The organism is Carboxylicivirga agarovorans (assembly GCF_050589845.1).
GTDB classification, from domain to species: Bacteria; Bacteroidota; Bacteroidia; order Bacteroidales; family Marinilabiliaceae; genus Carboxylicivirga; species Carboxylicivirga agarovorans.
On the sequence record NZ_JBNGPA010000006.1, the window covers coordinates 238,177 to 258,602 of the forward strand.

General features: G+C 40.9%; 13 protein-coding genes. 1 reads left to right on the forward strand and 12 read right to left on the reverse strand.

The annotated features are described in order from the left end of the window. Window positions 1-690: 690 nt before the first annotated feature. The 11 genes from ACRD69_RS09380 to ACRD69_RS09430 all read right to left on the reverse strand — a co-directional run bounded on the left by ACRD69_RS09380 (window position 691) and on the right by ACRD69_RS09430 (window position 17,551). The gene (locus ACRD69_RS09380) at window positions 691-1,791 is read right to left on the reverse strand and encodes an SGNH/GDSL hydrolase family protein (protein ID WP_430814816.1); all 1,101 of its coding nucleotides are present in this window, start codon (window positions 1,789-1,791) and stop codon (window positions 691-693) included. Window positions 1,792-1,816: 25 nt separating this feature from the next. Further along, window positions 1,817-2,923 carry a mandelate racemase/muconate lactonizing enzyme family protein gene (locus tag ACRD69_RS09385; protein ID WP_430814817.1) on the reverse strand — a complete coding sequence of 369 codons (1,107 nt, stop codon included), beginning with the start codon at window positions 2,921-2,923 and terminating at the stop codon, window positions 1,817-1,819. A 93-nt stretch (window positions 2,924-3,016) separates the two neighbouring features. Further along, complete coding sequence (locus ACRD69_RS09390; protein ID WP_430814818.1) at window positions 3,017-4,483, reverse strand: RagB/SusD family nutrient uptake outer membrane protein; 1,467 nt, start codon at window positions 4,481-4,483, stop codon at window positions 3,017-3,019. Between the two features lie 20 nt (window positions 4,484-4,503). Continuing rightward, window positions 4,504-7,593: a SusC/RagA family TonB-linked outer membrane protein gene (locus ACRD69_RS09395; RefSeq protein WP_430814819.1), complete on the reverse strand. Its 3,090-nt coding sequence runs from the start codon at window positions 7,591-7,593 to the stop codon at window positions 4,504-4,506. A 15-nt stretch (window positions 7,594-7,608) separates the two neighbouring features. Then, the gene (locus ACRD69_RS09400) at window positions 7,609-8,796 is read right to left on the reverse strand and encodes a hypothetical protein (protein ID WP_430814820.1); all 1,188 of its coding nucleotides are present in this window, start codon (window positions 8,794-8,796) and stop codon (window positions 7,609-7,611) included. 11 nt (window positions 8,797-8,807) lie between these two features. After that, window positions 8,808-9,890 carry a C39 family peptidase gene (locus tag ACRD69_RS09405; RefSeq protein ID WP_430814821.1) on the reverse strand — a complete coding sequence of 361 codons (1,083 nt, stop codon included), beginning with the start codon at window positions 9,888-9,890 and terminating at the stop codon, window positions 8,808-8,810. A 37-nt stretch (window positions 9,891-9,927) separates the two neighbouring features. Beyond that, window positions 9,928-10,836, reverse strand: coding sequence for a peptidoglycan DD-metalloendopeptidase family protein (locus ACRD69_RS09410; protein WP_430814822.1), 909 nt, complete (start codon window positions 10,834-10,836; stop codon window positions 9,928-9,930). Continuing rightward, window positions 10,833-13,664, reverse strand: a complete 2,832-nt coding sequence (locus ACRD69_RS09415; protein ID WP_430814823.1) for an FAD-binding and (Fe-S)-binding domain-containing protein — start codon at window positions 13,662-13,664, stop codon at window positions 10,833-10,835. The genes ACRD69_RS09410 and ACRD69_RS09415 overlap by 4 nt, the downstream gene beginning before the upstream one ends. A 14-nt stretch (window positions 13,665-13,678) precedes the next feature. Beyond that, window positions 13,679-14,821: a dipeptide epimerase gene (locus ACRD69_RS09420; RefSeq protein WP_430814824.1), complete on the reverse strand. Its 1,143-nt coding sequence runs from the start codon at window positions 14,819-14,821 to the stop codon at window positions 13,679-13,681. A 12-nt stretch (window positions 14,822-14,833) separates the two neighbouring features. Further along, window positions 14,834-15,985, reverse strand: a complete 1,152-nt coding sequence (locus ACRD69_RS09425; protein ID WP_430814825.1) for a C40 family peptidase — start codon at window positions 15,983-15,985, stop codon at window positions 14,834-14,836. Between the two features lie 138 nt (window positions 15,986-16,123). After that, window positions 16,124-17,551, reverse strand: a complete 1,428-nt coding sequence (locus ACRD69_RS09430; protein WP_430814826.1) for a transglutaminase-like domain-containing protein — start codon at window positions 17,549-17,551, stop codon at window positions 16,124-16,126. 117 nt (window positions 17,552-17,668) lie between these two features. On the opposite strand from ACRD69_RS09430, the gene ACRD69_RS09435 reads away from it, so the two are divergent. Beyond that, a complete protein-coding gene (locus ACRD69_RS09435; RefSeq protein WP_430814827.1) occupies window positions 17,669-18,898 on the forward strand; it encodes an exo-beta-N-acetylmuramidase NamZ family protein in 1,230 nt (409 codons plus the stop codon). Between the two features lie 406 nt (window positions 18,899-19,304). Here the strand turns inward: ACRD69_RS09435 and ACRD69_RS09440 are convergent, their stop codons facing one another. Then, window positions 19,305-20,423: an acyltransferase family protein gene (locus ACRD69_RS09440; protein ID WP_430814828.1), complete on the reverse strand. Its 1,119-nt coding sequence runs from the start codon at window positions 20,421-20,423 to the stop codon at window positions 19,305-19,307. Window positions 20,424-20,426 lie beyond the last annotated feature (3 nt).

Sequence of the window (20,426 nt, forward strand, 5' to 3'; positions counted from 1 at the left end):
AGAAACCCCAAAAAAGACCCGAATAAGGTCCATTTATGACCCCAAAAAGGCTCAAAGAGGTTAAGAAATGACGTTTTTTGGATCATTTTTCAGGTTTTTCGAACAAAAACAGCATTTTCTCTAACGTGTATCGCGTAGTGTTTTTAACATAAACACCACTCAAAATTACTTAAACATCACGTAATGTGCAACATACACATTCCGTCAAATTACAATGCATGCACTGTCATTGCAATGAGCTCTTAATCGCTTTATGTTTGTTGAAAATTGAACTCAAAATACCTCCGTCATGAACTTAACGAAAATGAACAAGTACCTTTACGGCTATACCGATCATAAACCAACTGCACATTCCGTTGAAGGTCAATTTCTACGGATTAATTTTCGGTTGCACCGGTTTGATGGGCGTTGGGTAACCCGGTGCGTCGCTAAGCTTTGCCCACGAGTGTTCGAAAAGATTCAAACATTCACATAATATAGTGTTTTGCAAGCTGTAAATCAGCTCTCCTCCTGGCAAGGAGGAGAGCTGATTTACATGATGCATAGATCTATACGTTTATAAAACTTCTTTTCGAACACAATTGAGCGTTGCCCCGGGCTATGGTTTGACAGACGTTCAGTCTGCCAGTTACAGCCTGGAAAAATTCCGCAGGAATACAATCCATTAAATCGGTGGATTGTGCTAAAGTATCATTTAAACTCTTTGTCATTATAATCCCATTGCAGAACATTGGCAATGGAGGGAATAATATGTTGTGCCATTTTTAGCTGCCCCTGATAAGATGGATGATAATCAGAGCCCAGATCCGATGTTTTATTCAACAAAAAAGAGGGAATGCCGATGAAGTACAAATTCCTGTCATTATATATCACACGTGATGACTCCACCACCTCTTTAACGTTGCTATAAGCAGGCTCGTTAACCATAGGTCCGCTGACACAGAAGATGGGCACATCACCATAATACTGTCGTATGTTGCGTATAAACCGCTTATAACGATCAATAAAAACAGCTTTATCGGGCCGAATATTAGTCGAATAATCATTGGTTCCCAAATTGATAACCACCGCTTCAGGTTTCCATTTTGCAAAATCCCAATGCAACGACGTATCCATATCCAATGATTGATGGTAGCGTTGTGGTAAGGTGGCCAGCTCGGTTGACACTTTCTTTTTATCACCATAATTACGTACCACTCCCAAACCAGAGTGTGCTGTAACATAACACTCGGCTTCAAAGGCGCGCGCCGTAATAAAAGCATACGACAGGTTGACATTTTCTGTTTCGGGAAGAAAATCCTCCTCAGGTGTTTTTCCTTCTGTTCCATAACCGCAGGTGATGGAATTACCAATAAACTCAATTTTTCGCTGAGGAAGAGCTTCATATGCAGCAATATTTGCCTTACTACTTAACTGAACGCCTTTAAAAATAGTGGTACCCATCTCTCCTTCAGTTCGTTTCAGAAGCCTGCAGGTATGCCAGCCCTTTCCTTTTATGCCGGATACGGCATAAACCGTATCAACAGGAGCATGCATCACCTCTTTTAATTGATCATCAATAAACACATTGAAGTAGTTGCGCTCTCCTCCCTCAATAAGAAATGCGAGCTCCTCCCCCTTGAACTGAAAGTAAATGGAGGTTCCCGGCCAGTCATATCGTACTTCCTTTGGATTGGTAAAGTCAAAACGACCGGAGTAAGTGAAAGCCGGGTTATCAGGGTAAATTATTTGTGTTTGAGCAAGCATTGTATTTAAAACAAGCAGTAAAACTGCACTTAATATTAATCGCATCACTTATTTTTTTAACCTTTTGATCTTAAACAACTACACATTCTGCATCTCTTAAGTAATCCTCATCAAAGGCAGCACCAATTCCAATACCATCCCCAATGGTCCATAAGCCCTTTCCTTCGTAATTGATTCCTCCCTTTACCGGATCTTCAGCCAGCATTAACGATGAATCGATATCGTAATGCACCACATTGGGACATGCCAGCACAAAATGCATTAAAGCAGTGAGGGCATATCGCGATTCTGACATACACCCAACCTGGCACTTAACGCCAGCAGCTTCGGCAATGGCATTGATCTTTAATGCCGTATTGATACCTCCCGATTTGGAAAACTTAATATTGAAATAATCACAAGCTCCAATTTTGGCCAGTTTCATGGCATCATGATGTGTAAAAACCGATTCATCGGCCATAATTGGAACAGGGCTATTCTGACGCACCTTGGGCAACTCCATATAATTCCAGGCAGGTATTGGTTCTTCGCAATGTTCAATATTGTATGGACTAAGCTTCTGTAAGGTTTTAATGGCAGTTATAACATCCCAGCCCTGATTGGCATCAATGCGAATGGGGTAATCATTGCCTACCGCCTCACGAATTGCCCTGATTCGGGCCACATCATCCTTCGTGTTTGTGCCAAGCTTAACCTTTATGGCAGGGAAACCTTCGTATTTAAAATTGAGGGCATCAGCAGCCACTTTATCAGGCGTTCCAATACTGATGGTCATATCGGTATATATTTCACGATTATTGGACCCTCCTAAATACTGATACAGAGGCAAACCAGCCCTCTTTGCCGCCAGATCATACAAGGCCATATCAAAGGCACTCTTCATGGTGTAATTACCAAAAACCGCTTTATCTATCTCTGCCAGGCGCTCATTCAAAGCATAGGGATCTTTCCCCTTAAGCATCTGAGCAATTTGCTTTGAAAGCTCAAAAACCGTTTCCTGGGTTTCTCCGACAATAAAAACAAAGGGCGCACACTCCCCCGTTCCAATTAATCCATCGGAACAATGAATTCGTACCACCACATTTGTCGCAGAGGGTATAACACCTAATGAAATAACAAATGGCTCTTTATAGGGGATATTGAGTTTGATTACCTCAACTTTAGTGATAAGGGGCATGATGTAATAATTTAAGGATAAACTACAAGTTACTAAAAACAAACAAAGAGGGCACACGGGCCCTCTTTATCCATTTATTTTTAAAAGCAAATATTAATACCCAGGGTTTTGAGTGATAGCTCCAAATGAAGCATCAATCTCAGCCTGTGGGATAGGGAACAATTCGTTTTTACCCGGAGTAAAGTTCTCATGCAGTAGCTCATCGCCTCTACCTGTTCTTATCACATCCCAAAAACGATGGTGCTCTAAGGCTAACTCAACACGTCGCTCATGATAGATATCCTTCAACAACTGCGCTCCTGAAGAGGTAACATCTGGCAAAATGGTGTTATCACCAGCTCTGGCTCTTTTACGAACTTCGTTAACATATTTCTTAGCGTTTGTTTCATCACCCGTATGATAAGCCGCTTCAGCATACATCAGGTAAACATCGGCCAATCGAATAACGATTTCGTTTAACGGGCTGTTTCTTGAACTTAAGGTAGGACGCTCCGAAGGCTTTAAGAAGTCTTTACGACTATAATAACCCGTTACATCATCAGAACCGGCTTGCACTTCGCCTTCTATTTCCTCACCGCGCACAATAATAGTTGCTTCACGACGAGGATCACCTGTTTCATAAGCATCATATAAGTCCTGAGTTGGCTGCATCAATCCCCAACCCCAGATGTTACGTGGCATTACGAATACAGTAGAGAAGTTACCACCATTACGCCATGCACTTGATTCAGATTTGCTTTCAAAGAATTGAATTTCCCAAATTGATTCAGGTCCATTCTCACCGGCTAAGGTAAATTGCTCACCATAATTTGGAATCAGATAATAATCGGTCATGTCGATTATTTTTTGGAACTCTGTTTTTGCTTGTCCCCACTTTTCCTGATACAGATAAGCTTTACCTAATAAACCAATAGCGGCCTCCCTGGTAGCATGACCAATTTCTTCATCTAACAATTCCGATTTTCGAGGCAATACAGTCGCCGCATATGCAAAATCTTCTTCAATCAATTGATAAACCTCTTCAGCTGTTGCACGAGGAATGGCATAGTTACCTACATCAGGTACCTCATCAAACAATGGCACTCCACCGAAAGAACGCACTAATTCAGAATAATAATATGCTCTTAGAAAGCGAGCCTCACCAACAATGCGATTTTTATCTTCCTCGGTAATATCTTCTACAACATCAGCCTTTTCAATTGTCAAGTTAGCATAGTAAATACCACGATAAATACGAGTCCACCACCATGAGTGGAACTGGAAGTTTGAAGAGGTAGCCCTAAACTCTTCTATTTCTTTAGCTGAAACAAAATCACCAGGCTCACTACCTTTCGTTGCATCATCAGATGCCACGTCTCCCAAAAAGAAACGATTAGAAATATACCTGTAGTTCTTTAATTCAGAATATGCAGCGATCAATTGCCCCTCAAGTCCGTCTTGAGTTTTATAAAAATCTTCTGAACTTTGCTCACCCTGTTTCTTTTTCTCAAGAAACTCATCTGAACAAGACGCCATCATAACAACGGCAACACTTGCTAAAATATATAGTAACTTTTTCATTTTTTATTCAATTTTAGAAATTAGAAAGTAAGGTTAAGACCTAATGAAACGGTACGTGCATGAGGGAAAATACCTTCATCAATACCTGAAGAATACTGGTCATAATAACCAATTTCCGGTTCCAAACCTGAATACTTCGTAAAGGTTAATAAGTTCTGACCACTTACATAAACGCGACATCTTTCAATACCTGCTTTTTCAGTAAATGTTTGTGGCAAAGTATAGCCTAACTGAATGTTACGCAGGCGCAGGTAACTTCCATCCTCCAGATAGCGATCTGACACTCTGAAGTTATCATTTGCATCTGCTCCATTTAAAATAGGAATATCATTACTTGTTCCTTCACCAGACCAACTACCTAGTATATCACGATACTTATTCGTCGTTTTTCCAGGGTTCATTGTTTCGAAGATCATGAAGTTGTAAATATCGTTACCAACAACTCCTTGCCAGAACATTGATAAATCGAAGTTTCGATACTCCATATTAATGTTCATACCAAAAGTAAAATCAGGGTGTGGCGAACCTATAAACGTTCTGTCGGCATCATCAAGCTTCCCATCAGGTTGACCTGTTAAATCACCATTCTCATCGTATCCATTAATATCTTTAAAGCGAATATCACCAGGGATAGCATCACCTTGCATAAGGTTACCTTCTGCATCGGCATGCGCATTTACCTCATCCCAGTTTTGGAATAAACCATCGGTAACGTATCCGTAGAAAGCACCAATTTCGTGACCAACCTGCGTACGGGTTGAATTATCGATACGCACATAACCAGCCGCAATGAAATCTTTACCACCTAAGTTAACCACCTCATTCTTAATACTTGCAATATTGAAGTCAACGTTATATTTGAATTGACCTACCTGATTTTTGTGACCCAAAACAAATTCAAAACCTTTATTCTGAACATCACCCACATTTGAATATGGAGAAGTTGTATAACCAATAAAGTTAGGAATTGGCGCGCGTAACAACATATCCTTCGTATCCTTAACGAAATAGTCAAATGTAGCAGTCAATTTATTATTGAAGAATCCAAGATCTAAACCAACGTTGGTTGATTCTGTCACCTCCCAGTGAATTTTCTTATTACCAACACCTTCAATAGTTCCACCATAATGCAATAACTGATCAGCATTGTCTTTTCCAAATACATAACCATATTGCTGGTTCATACTTACCGTAGGGTCCTCGTATTGGTAAAGATCAATTTTATCATTACCAATTTGTCCCCATCCACCACGAATTTCAACTCTTGTTAAGAAACCACCTGTAACAAGCGATTGCATGAAGCCTTCGTTCGATAATTTCCACTTAACAGCGGCGGAAGGGAAGGTACCCCATCTTTTTTCCGGTCCAAACTTAGACGAACCATCGCGACGAACATTACCGGTAAATAAATACTTATTATCATACGAATATGTCAAACGTCCTAAGTATGAAAACATGGCCCACTCAGACTGTAATAATCCGTCCGCTGAAGCCATGCCGTTCTCATCACCAGTTGCAGCACGCAAATATCTCAAATAAGATTCATCACTTGGAATATTATTTTTGCTAGCTGAAAACCATTCCCATTCACTTTCTTGTGCATCCAAACCAGCCATTATTGAGAATGAGTGTTTCTCAATTTCTTTCATATACGTTAAAGTATTAGTCCAATTCCAAGTCAGTGTTCGATCATTTCTTCGAAATACGCTATTAACCAAATTTTGCTCATCTGCTGCATAATTATATGTTGGGTTAAAATTGAACCTATCAACAACATTTATATCCATACCATAACTTGTACGAAACACAAGATCATTAATAATTTTATAATCCAAGTAAGCGTTACCGGCTATTCTTAGCTCGCGTCTTTTGTTGTGAGTATTTGCAATCTGTGCCACCGGATTTTTAACATCGGTATACGGCGATGACATAAATTCACCATCTTCCCCGCGCACCGGTGTGATTGGATCTAACTTTAGGGCCGAGTTAACAATACCATTAAAATAATCTCCTTCGTTAATTACCTTACGAGTGGATTCAGAAATTGAAAGATTCTGACCAATTTTCAACTTATCAGACACCTGCATTTCAGTGTTAACACGCATTGAATAACGCTTGTAACCTGAACCTTCAATTAAACCATCCTGATTAAAGTAGTTCCCTGATACAAAAGCTTTCACTTTTTCAGTACCTCCAGAAACTTTCACATTATAATCTTCAATAACAGCACTGCGTGTGATTTCGTCCCACCAATTGGTTGTGTGTGTTAAATCATCGGCTCCAGGTCTTAGTACTAATTCATCATTACCACCATTAAAATTGGCAATATTAATGACATCATACCATTCTTCAGAATTCAGCAAATCAGGTTCTTTCCATGCCGTTTGAACACCCCTGTATGCATCAACCTCAACACTAAGCGCTCCTTCTTTGGCTCTTTTTGTGGTAATTAAGATCACACCATTGGCACCTCGCGAACCATAAATGGCAGTTGCAGAAGCATCTTTCAACACCTCCATTGACTCAATATCTTTGGAGTTAAGGAATCCAATAGAAGAAACAGGTAAACCATCAACAACATATAAAGGATCTGAATTACCAACAGTACCGCGACCACGAATAGTCACTGTCATTGGTGATCCTGGCGATCCTGTATCAGAAGTAATATTTACACCAGCAACTTTACCCTGCATGGCCTGCATGACTGTTGCAGTTGACATTTTCTCCAGTTCTTCAGCTTTTACCGAAGCAACAGCACCTGTAATATCACTCTTTTTCTGTACACCATAACCAACAGCAACAACCTCATCCAAACCAATATAATCGGGCAACATCGTTACGTTTATAATACTCTGTCCGGCTACACTAAATTCCTGAGACTGCATTCCTATAAAAGAAAATTGCAAGGTCTCACTCTCTGATACTTCCAATGAATACTTACCATCAATATCAGTAATTGTACCCTGTGAAGGATTACTTTTAGGAACCACATTTACACCTGGTAATGGCACGTTCTGATCATCAATAACAGTACCAGTTATTGTTTTTTGTGCCTGGCCATACATGACCAAAGAACACAATAAAAACAAGCTAAATAATATTCTTTTCATCGATTTGTTATTTAATTAATTACTTTTCGAAAAATCATAGTTCCATTCTACTTTTTCGAGAATAGACCAATTATCCATCCAATTACCCCCCATATTACTTCCGGGAATTTTCCAAATGGAAGTTTGAGGACCCGATGCTTTAATAGCTCTGTTAAGAACATCTACACCAATTGCATCGTCTCCTGTTTTTTCTGCACTGATAATATGAAAAACCGGCTTTTTCGCGCCAAGACTTTCATACTCCTGATTGCCTGTCGCAATGCTATTCTCTGGGTTTTCCGCCCATTCTCCACCCCACATTTCCATGTACGTCTGTGGCATGTGCGCATCAACATATTTATCAACTATATGAATGGCAAAGTTATGGTAGGCAGGGTTGCCCCAGGTTGTGACTATCAAGGGAAATGATTCATCAATAAATCCATCCTTCACAGCCTCCATCATTTGCTCGTAAAAAGCCATCATCACTTCTTCAAGCTCAACTGTTTTGCCATCGAACTCTGCTTCCAGGTCAATTACATAACCATCATAACCTGATTTAGCAGCCTCATAAAGGGTGAGCGCTTGCTCTTCCGCATCACCCGGATAGTTATAGGACCAGGCATACACCTCCAGCCCTTTTCTTTGGTAATAGCTTAAAAATGCTTCACCATTTGATTCTTCAACATTTGCGGCTTCAGACCATGTATTACGTCCATCACCAACTTTGATAAATACTCTTTTAACTCCCAAAGGATAAATTTTATCAACCACTTCCATGTGAGACTTAAAACCGGTTTCTTCCAGGTACCAAATCCAAAGTCCCAGTTTATTGGTCGTTGATTCAGAATTAAAAGCTGTTGCTTTTCTTTTAATAACAGTAACAGGAATACTGTAATCAGCCAACACAGCGTCATCATTGTTCAATGCCTTCAACACCAGGTTTCTTTTACCGGCTGAACTTAACTGTATTTTGATTTCAAAATTACTTCCTGCTACTTGCTGGTTCAACACCTCTTGTTCTCCATCGTATAAAACAACCGACGTAATAGCATCACCAACAATTTTACCCCCAAGCTGAAATACTTCATCTTGCAGAATTTTCTCTACAAATTCAAGTTTTGCGAGGGCAGCCTTTGCAACAAACTCATCATCATCAGAGCCATCACATGCCACAAAGCATGTAATAATTAGCAGAATATATGGTAATAGATAGTTCTTCATTTATGAATTACTTATTCTGCATCAACAGGAATATGAAGACCTACGCTTCCATCTTCACCAATTGCAGCGTAAACTTTTTCTCTTGGATAGCTTACATATTCGCCAGCTGTTTCAGATTTTGCGTATTCTCCACCAACTGCAAGATCCCACTTACCAGCTGGATCACAAACAAGGAAAGAGCGATCATTGCGTCCAACCAAAACAATCTGATGCTGGAAAGTCGCATCTTTCATAAAGTCACCATGCACGATAACAGGCTGACCACTTTCTATGGCTGCATCAATCTCGGCATATGTTCCATTTGCTTTACTGTCCAAAGTTTTAGGACCGCCATAATAAGGAGATTCATTAATGTACACACGGTGTAAATTATCAACATTATTAGCAATAATCTTCGGCCATACACTAACATAATAAGAAGCTACCCAATCAGGATCATGCGCATTAATGTCACCACCCAGTTCACCCTGGAAATTAGCATTTGAAGGGTCAAAACCGTAAAAATTCATCACACTGGTTAAAGCAGAGTAGCCAGCTGAAGCATCAGCATCATAAGACATCTCCGCATCTGCATATGTATTATTATACATATAGAAGTATGGGATACCTTCGATTGTAAAAGGAAAATACTCACGAACAGGCACTGTTAACACCTCTCTTGACTGATTAATACCTTTCTCAGTAGTTAAGTCAGCAGTTAAATTAAGCTTCTTATTGGCAAATCTAACCTCTTCAATAAGGTACTCAGTCTCTACATAATACTGTAATTGTTCTTCCATGTAGCTAAAGTCAGATGGTGAGAACTCTTTCTCTACCTGACGTTCACCAACCTCACCAGTTACAGGATCGATCACCGCACTATACAATACAATTTTTTGAACCTCATTGCCTTCAAATTGCTTAAACCGAAGTCTGATCTCCAGCTCCGCCCCTTCGACATAAGCTTTTTCGTAGCCATTACCGTCAAAATCCGTAGCCGGCATCCAGCTTACAGGTGTTGTTCCATAGTTGCTATCAACATCATCTTCGCAGCCTTGAAAAACGACTAACGAAAAGATCGCTAACAAACTTAAAAACCAAACATTTTTTTTCATAGATACTTACTTTTAATTTGATTAATTGGATTAATATTTAACTCACTATTTTCTTAGAAAAACTTATCTTCTCTGTAATGATCCTGCAGATGATCAATTGTGAACCAGACGAATAGGGTATTTGCTGTTCTCCATACCTATTAGCACCCAAATCATTTACCTCCTCCAGTTTCCGGCCTAATGCGTCGTACAGTTCTATACTTATAATTTGCCCAAGCGAGTGACTGGTGGGCATCTTCACCTTTATTATTTCATTGTGTCTGTCGTGACACACGACTACTTTAGCTGTATCTTCAGCCAGCTCGTCATCAATACCGGTTCGTTGATTATAGTTCAGTTGATTAGGATTATACACGTAATCGAAATTTTGAGACATGCCGCAGGGATCGAACATATCCCGCCTGGTTCCCAATTCAAAGTGCAGGTGACGTACTTCGCTACGACCTGAATTTCCCATTTGCCCGACTATCTGTTCGGCATAAAGCTCGTCGCCAACTTTTACAGTGATCGAATTCTTTTTTAAATGGGCATAGCGTGTATAAACAGAGCCATGCTTAACCACCACATGATTACCCCAGCCGGCTCCACACTCTCGATTGTAGTTATTGTGTTTAAACTGGCTGCTTTCAGGACATCCTTCGCGCACATAAACCACTTGTCCGGCAGCTGCCGTATGGATATAAACATGCTCTTTTGATGTATCTTCATGCACGTAATCCATGCCTTCATGAGAAGCTTTATTACCAGGAGTACCGCTAAAGGACACTAACCGGGTGTAATTAGAAGGAAAAAACCAATCAGTATCATTCACATCAGCAGGCAGTTCACCACCTGTCATTTGAGCGGGTCCGGGATCTTCAACCGATGATACCACCCTATCGCATTGTCCGTATATAGCGGGCAAAAACACAAAGCTTACCAGTATTATGCTGATTACATGTTTCATGATCGTTTTTCTAATGCGTTTGTTGCTTTATCAACCAGGTAAAGAATCGATTGATAGTTTATTCCACTGTGCAAAGACAGACCGATTTCGCAGGTGCGACTGGTGCTGTATCCTGCTACAGCCCGTTCAGGCACTTCATCCTTTAAATACCTCAATGCACTTTTATTCAATTCGGGCAGGTTAAAACCCTTATCACCAGCCCAACCACAACAACCTGTCTTTTCAGGTTTGATAACTTCCGCGGCACAAAGGCGTGCCAACTCAAGGAGCTTATTATCCAGCCCCATTTTTGTCGAACTGCATGTAGCGTGCACCATCACTGTCTCATCCTGAATCTCAAATTGCAGGTAGTCCTTCAAATAGACCAGGGTAAAATCAATTGGCTCCATTAAATTCAGTCGTTCATCCATCAACTCTTTCATGCGCAATAAGCAGGGGCTCATATCACATAACACAGGATAACGACCATTATCAGTAGCCAATAAAAGAGCTGCTTCCAGCTCCTTAAGCTTGTTCATTCCCTGACCTTTAAAACCTTTGCTATCGAATGACATTCCACAACAAAGGTTCGTCAGGTTCTCAGGATAAATTATTTCATAACCGGCCTTATTGACCAGCTTCTTTGTTACTGCCGTTAATGCCTCCTTTGATTGTGTATCGGCATCATTACCCATCATGCGATTGATACACGCCGGGAAATACACAACCTTTCTGTCAGAACGAACATCAGATTCCGTATTCACTTTCTTTGCACCCAAAGGCATGTGTTTATTCCACAATGGAATGCTTCGACCAGAAGCCCTATGTACAAATGAGCCGCCTTTTTCCATTAACTTCTCAGGCAACACGCGCTGCAGGCCTCCCACAAAAGATAAAGCCCCACGGGCAACACCATTGAACGCAGCATAATTACCGGCAATAAAGTCAGCTGTTGCCATGGCCAGGCTTCCTTTATTCTCAAAGCGCAGATCTTTGATCAGCTTTCCTGTATTGATGCCAACAGGGCAATTCAATGCACATAATCCATCGGTTGCACAACTTTCATCACCTTTATAAGCAAAGGCTTTTGCCAGCTTCTTATATTCTTTATGAGAATCCACCTCACCGGATTCCAGCGCCCTGTATACGGTTATGCGCTGACGCGGTGTTAAGGTTAAATCACGTGAGGGACAATTACTTTCGCAAAAACCACACTCTATACAGTTATCCACAACAGGATGAGCTTCAGGAAGTGGTTTTATATTTTTAGTATAAACCTCAGCATCGTCATTAAGCAATACACCCGGATTTAAAATACCAGTCGGGTCAACTGCTTTTTTCAGCTGCTTCATCAGCTTATAGACCTCAGAACCCCACTCATACTCAACAAAAGGAGCCATGTTGCGCCCCGTACCATGCTCAGCCTTTAAGCTGCCGTTGAAACGGTTAACAACCAAATCGGCCAAACTATGCATAAAAGCTTTGTAGTTATCCATCTGCCACGACAATTTAAAGTCGGGCATAATCAAGAAATGGATATTACCATCCAGGAGATGTCCCCAGGTTACTGAGCCATGATAGTTGTGTTTATCCAGTAAAACCTGTAATTCAGGCAGGGCCTCATCCAGAACCTCACCAGGAAATGCCACATCTTCAATGATACAAGTAGTCCCTCCGGGCCTTGTGGCAGCTGCCGATGTAAACAATCCTTTCCGGACCTTCCAGTAGGTGTTGTAATCCTTTTCATTATCGGTAAAAACAATGGGAAATAAGGTTTCAACTTCACTTAACTTCTCAACAATTTCCTGTTGTTGCCTATGCAATTCTTCAGCCGTATGAGCAGCTGTTTCAACAAGCAATGCAGCGGTACCCAGAGGCAATTCTTTTAAAAATGCCGGTAAACCTTCAACATCCTCTACTGCACGTAATGCATTTCTGTCCATTAATTCAGCCGCACTTACTTTGCACGAGCGTAATGGCATGATACACCTGGCTGCATCTTTGATGGAAGGTAAAAATATTAATGCACAGGTTCTGTTGGCGGGATCCTCTATGGTATTCATTGTAACCTCAGAAATAAATCCCAGGGTACCTTCCGATCCAACCATCAGGTGCATTAAAATATCTATTGGGTCTTCGAAATCCATCAATGAATTCATTCCGTACCCTGTCGTATTCTTTAATTGATATTTAGAACTTATTTTATCCGATACACTCTCTGTATTAAGTATAAGTTCACGAATACTACTTAACTCTTTCAATAGAGCTGTATGGCTTTGAGCAAAAGCTTCACGGCTCTTATCATCATTGGTCACAAGCAAAGTGCCATCGCTCATGACAAGGCGCATGGCTTCAATTGTATTGTAACTGTTGGTTACGATCCCATAGCTGGCTCCACTGGCATTATTGGCAACAATACCACCAATTTTGGCTGCATTAATGGAAGCCGGACTAGGACCTATCTTATAACCGTATTTAGCCAGTTGCCGATTGGCGAATCCTCCGCGAACGCCTGGCTGTAGTTTTATTTTCCTACCCTCATCGAGTATTTGGTACCGATTGAATTCCGGTCCTATCTCGATCAAGACCGAATCGGAAATAGTCTGGCCCGACAAACTCGTTCCACCAGCCTTAAAAGTGACAGCAACAGATAAACGATGAGCCAGGCTTACAACCTTCTGCAATTCCTCTTCATTGTTAACCTGCACAACCAACTGAGGTATCAATCGATAAAAACCGGCATCTGTTCCTTTGGCGAACCTATCGATGTATTCAGCGTACACCTGCTGTCCCGGCAATATAGCTTTTACCTCTTTTCTGAAATCAGATATGTTATTCTTTCCTGCCATCACTCAACTATCCACTATAATTTCACCACACCGATACCGGGATGCTCATTCAGCGTCACCTTCCCGTCAATCACCTTCACACCCTCAAACACATCATTGGATATCAATAAATTACCATCCAGATCAGCCCAATCAACCAATGGTGATATTTGCGAAGCCGCTGAAATGGCACATGATGTAGCCGTCATACAACCAATCATCACTTTCATGTCCATGGCACGCGCCAGGGTCATCATTTTTCGTGCTGCGCGCAGGCCACCACATTTCATCAGCTTAATATTGATTCCCGAATACACTCCCTTCAATGGCAACACATCATCCACTGTTTGTAAAGCTTCGTCGGCTATGGTTGGCAGAGGACTGTTCTCGGTTAACCAGGCCATATCGTCCATCGCTTCTTTTGCTTTTGACATGGGCTGCTCAACAAAAACAACACCTTGCTCTTTCAACCAGTGCGTTAACTCCAGCGCCTCATGCTTATCTTTCCAGCCCTGGTTAACATCAACACACAATGGCTTATCCGTTACTGAGCGTATGGTTGATATCATTTCCTTATCATTCCCCCTGCCCAGTTTCACTTTCAATATATTATAAGGTGCGGCCTCTTCAACTTTCTGACGGACCACATCAGGCTCATCAATACCAATGGTGAAACTGGTACTTGGTGTTTTAGACGCATCCAAACCCCACATTTTATGAAGTGGTTGCCCAACCAGCTTACCCAATAAGTCATGCAGAGCAATATCAACAGATGCCTTGGCTGCATAATTACCAGGCATAACACTATCTACATAAACCAGGATATCTTCCAACAAATACGGACTGGCAAATTGTTCGAGCTTAACCATCGACAGGAACTTGGCTGCTGTTTCATGCGATTCACCCAGGTAAGGTGGCATAGCCGCTTCACCATAACCAATAACGCCATCGTACTCTATTTCAACCAACATCACCGGGGTCGTTGTCCGCGAACTGGAAGCAATGGTAAAAGTATGCTTCAACTGTAAGTCATATGGTTTAAATGTCAGTTTCATTTTAGCATTGGTCTGATGACCTTTTTTTGATCCACCAGCACTACAGGCGTTTAAAGAACCACCAACAAAAGCAGCTCCGGCTATCAGTCCTGATTTCTTTATAAAATCTCTTCTGTTATTCATCAACATTCCACTTTATTCTTTAGCATTCACATACCAGCTATGCTGAGAGACAGGCATTAGGCCTTCACTTACACCTTGCCCTATATAGCGTTGAGCCCCAAGCCACGAACTGGTGCGGTATTCACTGTAATTTTCCCTTGATTTATCCAGACTGTTAATCTTAACCTGACCCGATGAATGAATGTACTCGGTATCGCCAATATACATAGCTACGTGAGTAACCCTGCCTTTCTCCGCATTGCCGAAAAAGAGCAGATCTCCAACCTGAAGGGCTTCTATTTTCAGGTCGACTTTCTGACCATATTTTATTTGCTGTGATGCATCCCTGGCAAGAATATATCCATTCATGAAATAGATATTTTTCATAAAACCAGAGCAATCAACCGCTTTTGAGGATGTCCCTCCCCATAAATAAGGCAGCCCCATAAAAGTTACAGATTGTGACACCAATGCCTCCTGGTCCAGTTCAATACCAGACATCCAATCACTTAACAATATTGCCTGTTTTGGATTTACTATTCCGCTTCGACCATCCGGCAGCAATACATTTACTTCATCAGCACTATTATTTACCTGTACAATACTACCTTTTACCAGGTCACTTACTCTTTTCCCATTTTCATCCAGCAACCAGCAGTCTTCAAGAATAATGAAACGCTCACTGCTTTTCCACGCGGAAAATGCTTCATCATCCATTGCCTTTAATGACGAGTTATTGACCCAGGCTATATAATGATCGGGAGCCTGGATTAAACTCCACCCATTTTCAGATTTAAGGATTTGCACAGGGGTTCCCATGATGATCTGCGATACCAACTGAGCGGCGTGCCTTGGCTCGTCCCTAAGATTAGCCACACTCAGAGAGGTAACACCCCACTTTTGTTTTTGTATTGGCAGAACGCTTATACTATCTATAATTGATATTTGCAGCTCTTGAATACGTTGAATTAAATCTGCTTTGGCATCTTCAACAGTTGTTTCTCCCACCAAAAGGACCTGACCAGGTAAAAACCGCACTTCAACATCAAACAGTGCCACCCTCGAGTCGGGCACCCACTCCTTTTTAACCGATTCAACTTCGGCTATAACTGCTTCATTTGACCCACCACATGCTGTAACTATTAATACTACAGCAACTTGTAAGACTATCAGAATTGTTTTCATATCTTTAGGTATGTTGTATTACATCTTACACATGTCAAAATTAGGAATTGTATTAACAATTGCAAACAATTATTGTATTTTTTATAACATGTACGACATATTATTGCTACTACACAACAACAGATAGTGCATTAAATCCTATTGCCTACTGACAGACAGGTGATAATCCCAGTGATTGAAATATAAATTCCCTTCTTTCCACTCTACCTCGCCACGCTGAAAATCCCATGGTTCACTTCTAAGAAATACTTTGGAAGGACAGAACTGCGCACCAATGCCATCATTTATTATTAAACGCCAGGCATCAATGCCCGATATATAAAACTCACGCAGACGATGATCTTCAGACTGCTGCAAACCAAATGACATATCCAAAGGCACCCAACCAACACCTTCGTAATAAACCTCGCACCAATCATGCAGGTTTTCTTCACCAGGGTGAAGCATCCAGCCACTTTGCCAACGTACCGGAATACCCCTGTAGCGAGCCATTGCCATAAACAATAAGGTTTGCATACCACAATCCCCTTTTCTGTTCTTTAATACATACTCCGGAATATTTGGCATTATACCATATTCAAGAGCTCCGGCCCATGGAATATTTTTATCAATCCAATAGTAAATATCCCTCACCTCAGCAACGGGATCACTCGTATCTCCACAAATACTATCAGCTAAATGCTTTATGTTATGAGTAAAAGCAATATGAGGCAATTGCTCTTTGGTATACTCCTTAAAAACTGCGCTTTCTTCATCATACGGCAATACATTATGCTTCGACAGATCAATGTATTCTGCCTGTGCATCAAAACTAAACTTCAGTCTGAATTCTGTTTTTTCACCTGCTACCGCAAGCTGTTCCACGTATACACTTCTGTGAACACAGGTATCATTGGACAAGATATAATCTCCGGGTGTAACATTAATCAATTTTACATTCGTTTGTCGCCCGTGTAATTCCTTGGGAAACGGCAACCAACAACGAATGGTATCACCAGCCGGTACTGCGTCCTTATCAACACTCACAACAAAGTCAATTACAAAGTTTTGCTTTTTAACCCTTGATCGATTGGACACATCAATTTCATCAAGTACTTCCTCGGAGTGTTTAAGACAAAAAGCATCCAGTGCCTTATCCAGTAAGCCGTCTCCGCGCCCCGTCAGAATAGCCAGGTTTGATGCGGCACGCTTAAAATAATGCATCTCTCCATCCAAAACCCTTCCTTCCAATAAACCTGAAGAATTCCAGTCACTCCACTCCTCTTCCGTATATTCACCAACTTTGGTTACTAATTGCTCCCTGACTTCCGATTCGCTAATCTTAAAATCTATCGCTATCCTTTTAGCAATCCGCGCCAACGAATCGGCCTTCATCCATTTCTCATCATACTTAACAGAGGTCTTTTTGATTGAATCGGCCCATCCTTTAACCTTATTTAATTCGCCACCTTCAAGCAGTATAAAAGGCATGGTCCAATCCACATTTTCCGTTTCATTATGCTGACATCCAAGGGATAGAAAAATAAAGAATAGCACAAGCGGTAATTTCAGTAAAGAGTTTTGCATAACTTAGTGATAGTAGTAGTAAATTAGAAAAACAAATTATATTTGTATTACATATTACAAATGTAATGACGATATTTGATATTCAAAACACTTTTTAACAATTAACAAGCAAATAACATGAGACGGACCTTTTTTTTTGCCATACTAATCTTTTCCTGTGCATTTATTCAGGCACAAAAGGTTAAAACCGGCATAGAAGTATTACAAGAATCTAAATTCAAGTCACTTGACGGCAAACGCGTTGGTCTTATTACGAACCCGACAGGTGTCAACAGCGAATTAAAATCGACAGTAGACATCCTGTTTGATGCATCCAATGTAGAACTTGTTGCTCTGTACGGACCAGAACATGGCGTGCGTGGTGATTACTCTGCCGGCGATAAAGTTGACTTTTTCACCGATCCCAAAACAAAGCTACCGGTCTACAGTCTTTATGGCAAAAACAAGAAACCGAGTCCTGAAATGTTAAAAGACATTGATGTATTGGTATATGATATACAAGATATCGGCTCACGCTCCTATACCTATATCAGCACATTGGGCCTGGCCATGGAAGCCGCCGCTGAAAACAACATTACACTGGTTGTGCTTGACCGTCCTAACCCACTGGGCGGAATTAAAATGGAAGGACTTGTTACCGAACCTGAGTTCATATCTTTTGTAAGCCAGTTCCCAATACCATATGTACATGGTTTAACCGTTGGGGAGTTAGCCGAACTGCTGAATGGTGAAAAATTACTTAAAGATGACGTAGTCTGTGATTTGGAAGTTATCAAAATGGATGGCTGGCAACGTACGATGACTTTTGAAGATACGGGATTACCCTGGATTCCTTCTTCTCCCCATATTCCTCATGCCCACTCTTCCTATTTTTATCCGGTCAGTGGCATACTGGGTGAGTTGTATGTTTATAATATTGGCGTTGGCTATACTCTCCCATTCCAGCTATTTGCGGCAGAATGGATTGATGCTGACAGTCTTGCCAACAACCTGAACGCATTGAAAATTGAAGGCATCACTTTCAGACCTGTTCATTTTAAACCCTATTACAGTGTATCAAAAGGCAAGATGGTTCATGGCGTACAGGTGCATTTCACCGATTATCAGAAAGCACCATTGTCGCTTATTCAGTTTTATATTTTACAGGAAGCCTATCAGTTATGGCCTGATCACAATGTATTTGAACTATGCACAGAGTCGCGGATTGGCATGTTTGATAAAGTAAGCGGTAGCGATAAAGTAAGAATAGAATTTACTAAAAACTGGAAAGTGGCCGACATTGAAGAGATGTGGTACAAAGACATTAAGTCTTTTAAGAAGACAGCGAGCAAATATTTTATTTATTAGGTGTCAGGTCATTAGATTGATGGACTGTTAGACGGTAGATATAGTATTGATTGAAAGAGGCCCCTTTTGCTGAGGGGCCTTTATTTTAAACAAAAAAAGAAAAAGATATTCAGAAACAGAATCAGCATATAACCACTTATAAACCTAAGCCTAAAACCATCCCCATAACTGCGGCGTCGTACTTTCCCTTGCATTCATAAACAAAGGGAAAGACCGATAATTATCGGGGTGATTGACACAGCTATGAGCATGAAAAACTTCTTCATAAAATTCAGATTATTTGAGTTAGTATAAAGTCTTTTGAGAAATACTAAACGACACTAAATGCCTAAGCGCAAAAGCCGACCAATGGCCGGCTTTTACATTATAATACACACAAACACAAACAGTACAAGCTAACCTGTACTTATACCTTTATAAATATTTTTTTACGGTATAATACCCAACCAATTGACCAAAAGAAAACAATGTGAACCAAAGCAAAAAGCAATGATCCATTCATATTGCCGGCAATAGGAACAAATACTCCTTCATATAATGCCGTATAACCATTCATCACGGTTGGGACGTCGCCATCTATCGAACTAAACTTTATTATTCGGGCCAATACTTTGACCCACAAGATTGAAAAGGCGAATATAAACAGTGGGTTCATACCAAAAACCACGAAGAAGGATGTCCATTTTTTATACCCTTTAATATCAACCAGCCAAACCAGCAAGCTAAGCAAGAGCATGGCCAGACCAGCGGTATATACCACATATGATCCTGTCCAGAGTGGTTTATTCAAAGGTAATAGCAGACTCCATAACAGGCCGGCTCCAACAAGTATACCGCCATTAAACAACAGCTTAAGAGGCAATTTACTTCTGTCAGAGTTTTTAATCAGTAATCCAACCAGGTAACCTAACAGCACAGTTGCAATAGCAGACATGGTGCTAAAGATACCTTCCGGATCAAAAGGCAAACCGAACCCTCTATACAGGTGACTTTCTCCCAGGATAGCTTTATCAAAGGGGATGGTGGCATTCTGCTCCAGCGAATAAGGCTCGCTTCCTCCAAAAACATATAAAGCCAGCCAGTGGATCAGCACTAATAATACTGCCGAAATAACTATTCCTCGTTTTTTAAACGACAAAACAATCAGCGAACTAAAGACATAGGCCAGCGCAATACGTTGCAGCACACCCATGATACGCAGTCTTGAGAAATCAGTCTGCCATTGAGGAAAAGAGTTTAAAAACAGGCCAATGGCAAAAATCAACAGCCCGCGTTTACCGATCTTTACTAACGATGCCTTGTTTAATCCATCGCCATATTTGGAGAAGGAGAAGAACATAGAAACCCCCATCACAAACAGAAAGAATGGAAACACCAAATCGGTTGGAGTACACCCATGCCAGGCTGCATGCCTTAGAGGGGCATATATATACGACCAGCTTCCGGGAGTGTTCACCAGGATCATTCCGGCAATGGTGATTCCTCTTAAGACATCAAGGGCGAGATAGCGTTTTGATTCTTTCATATC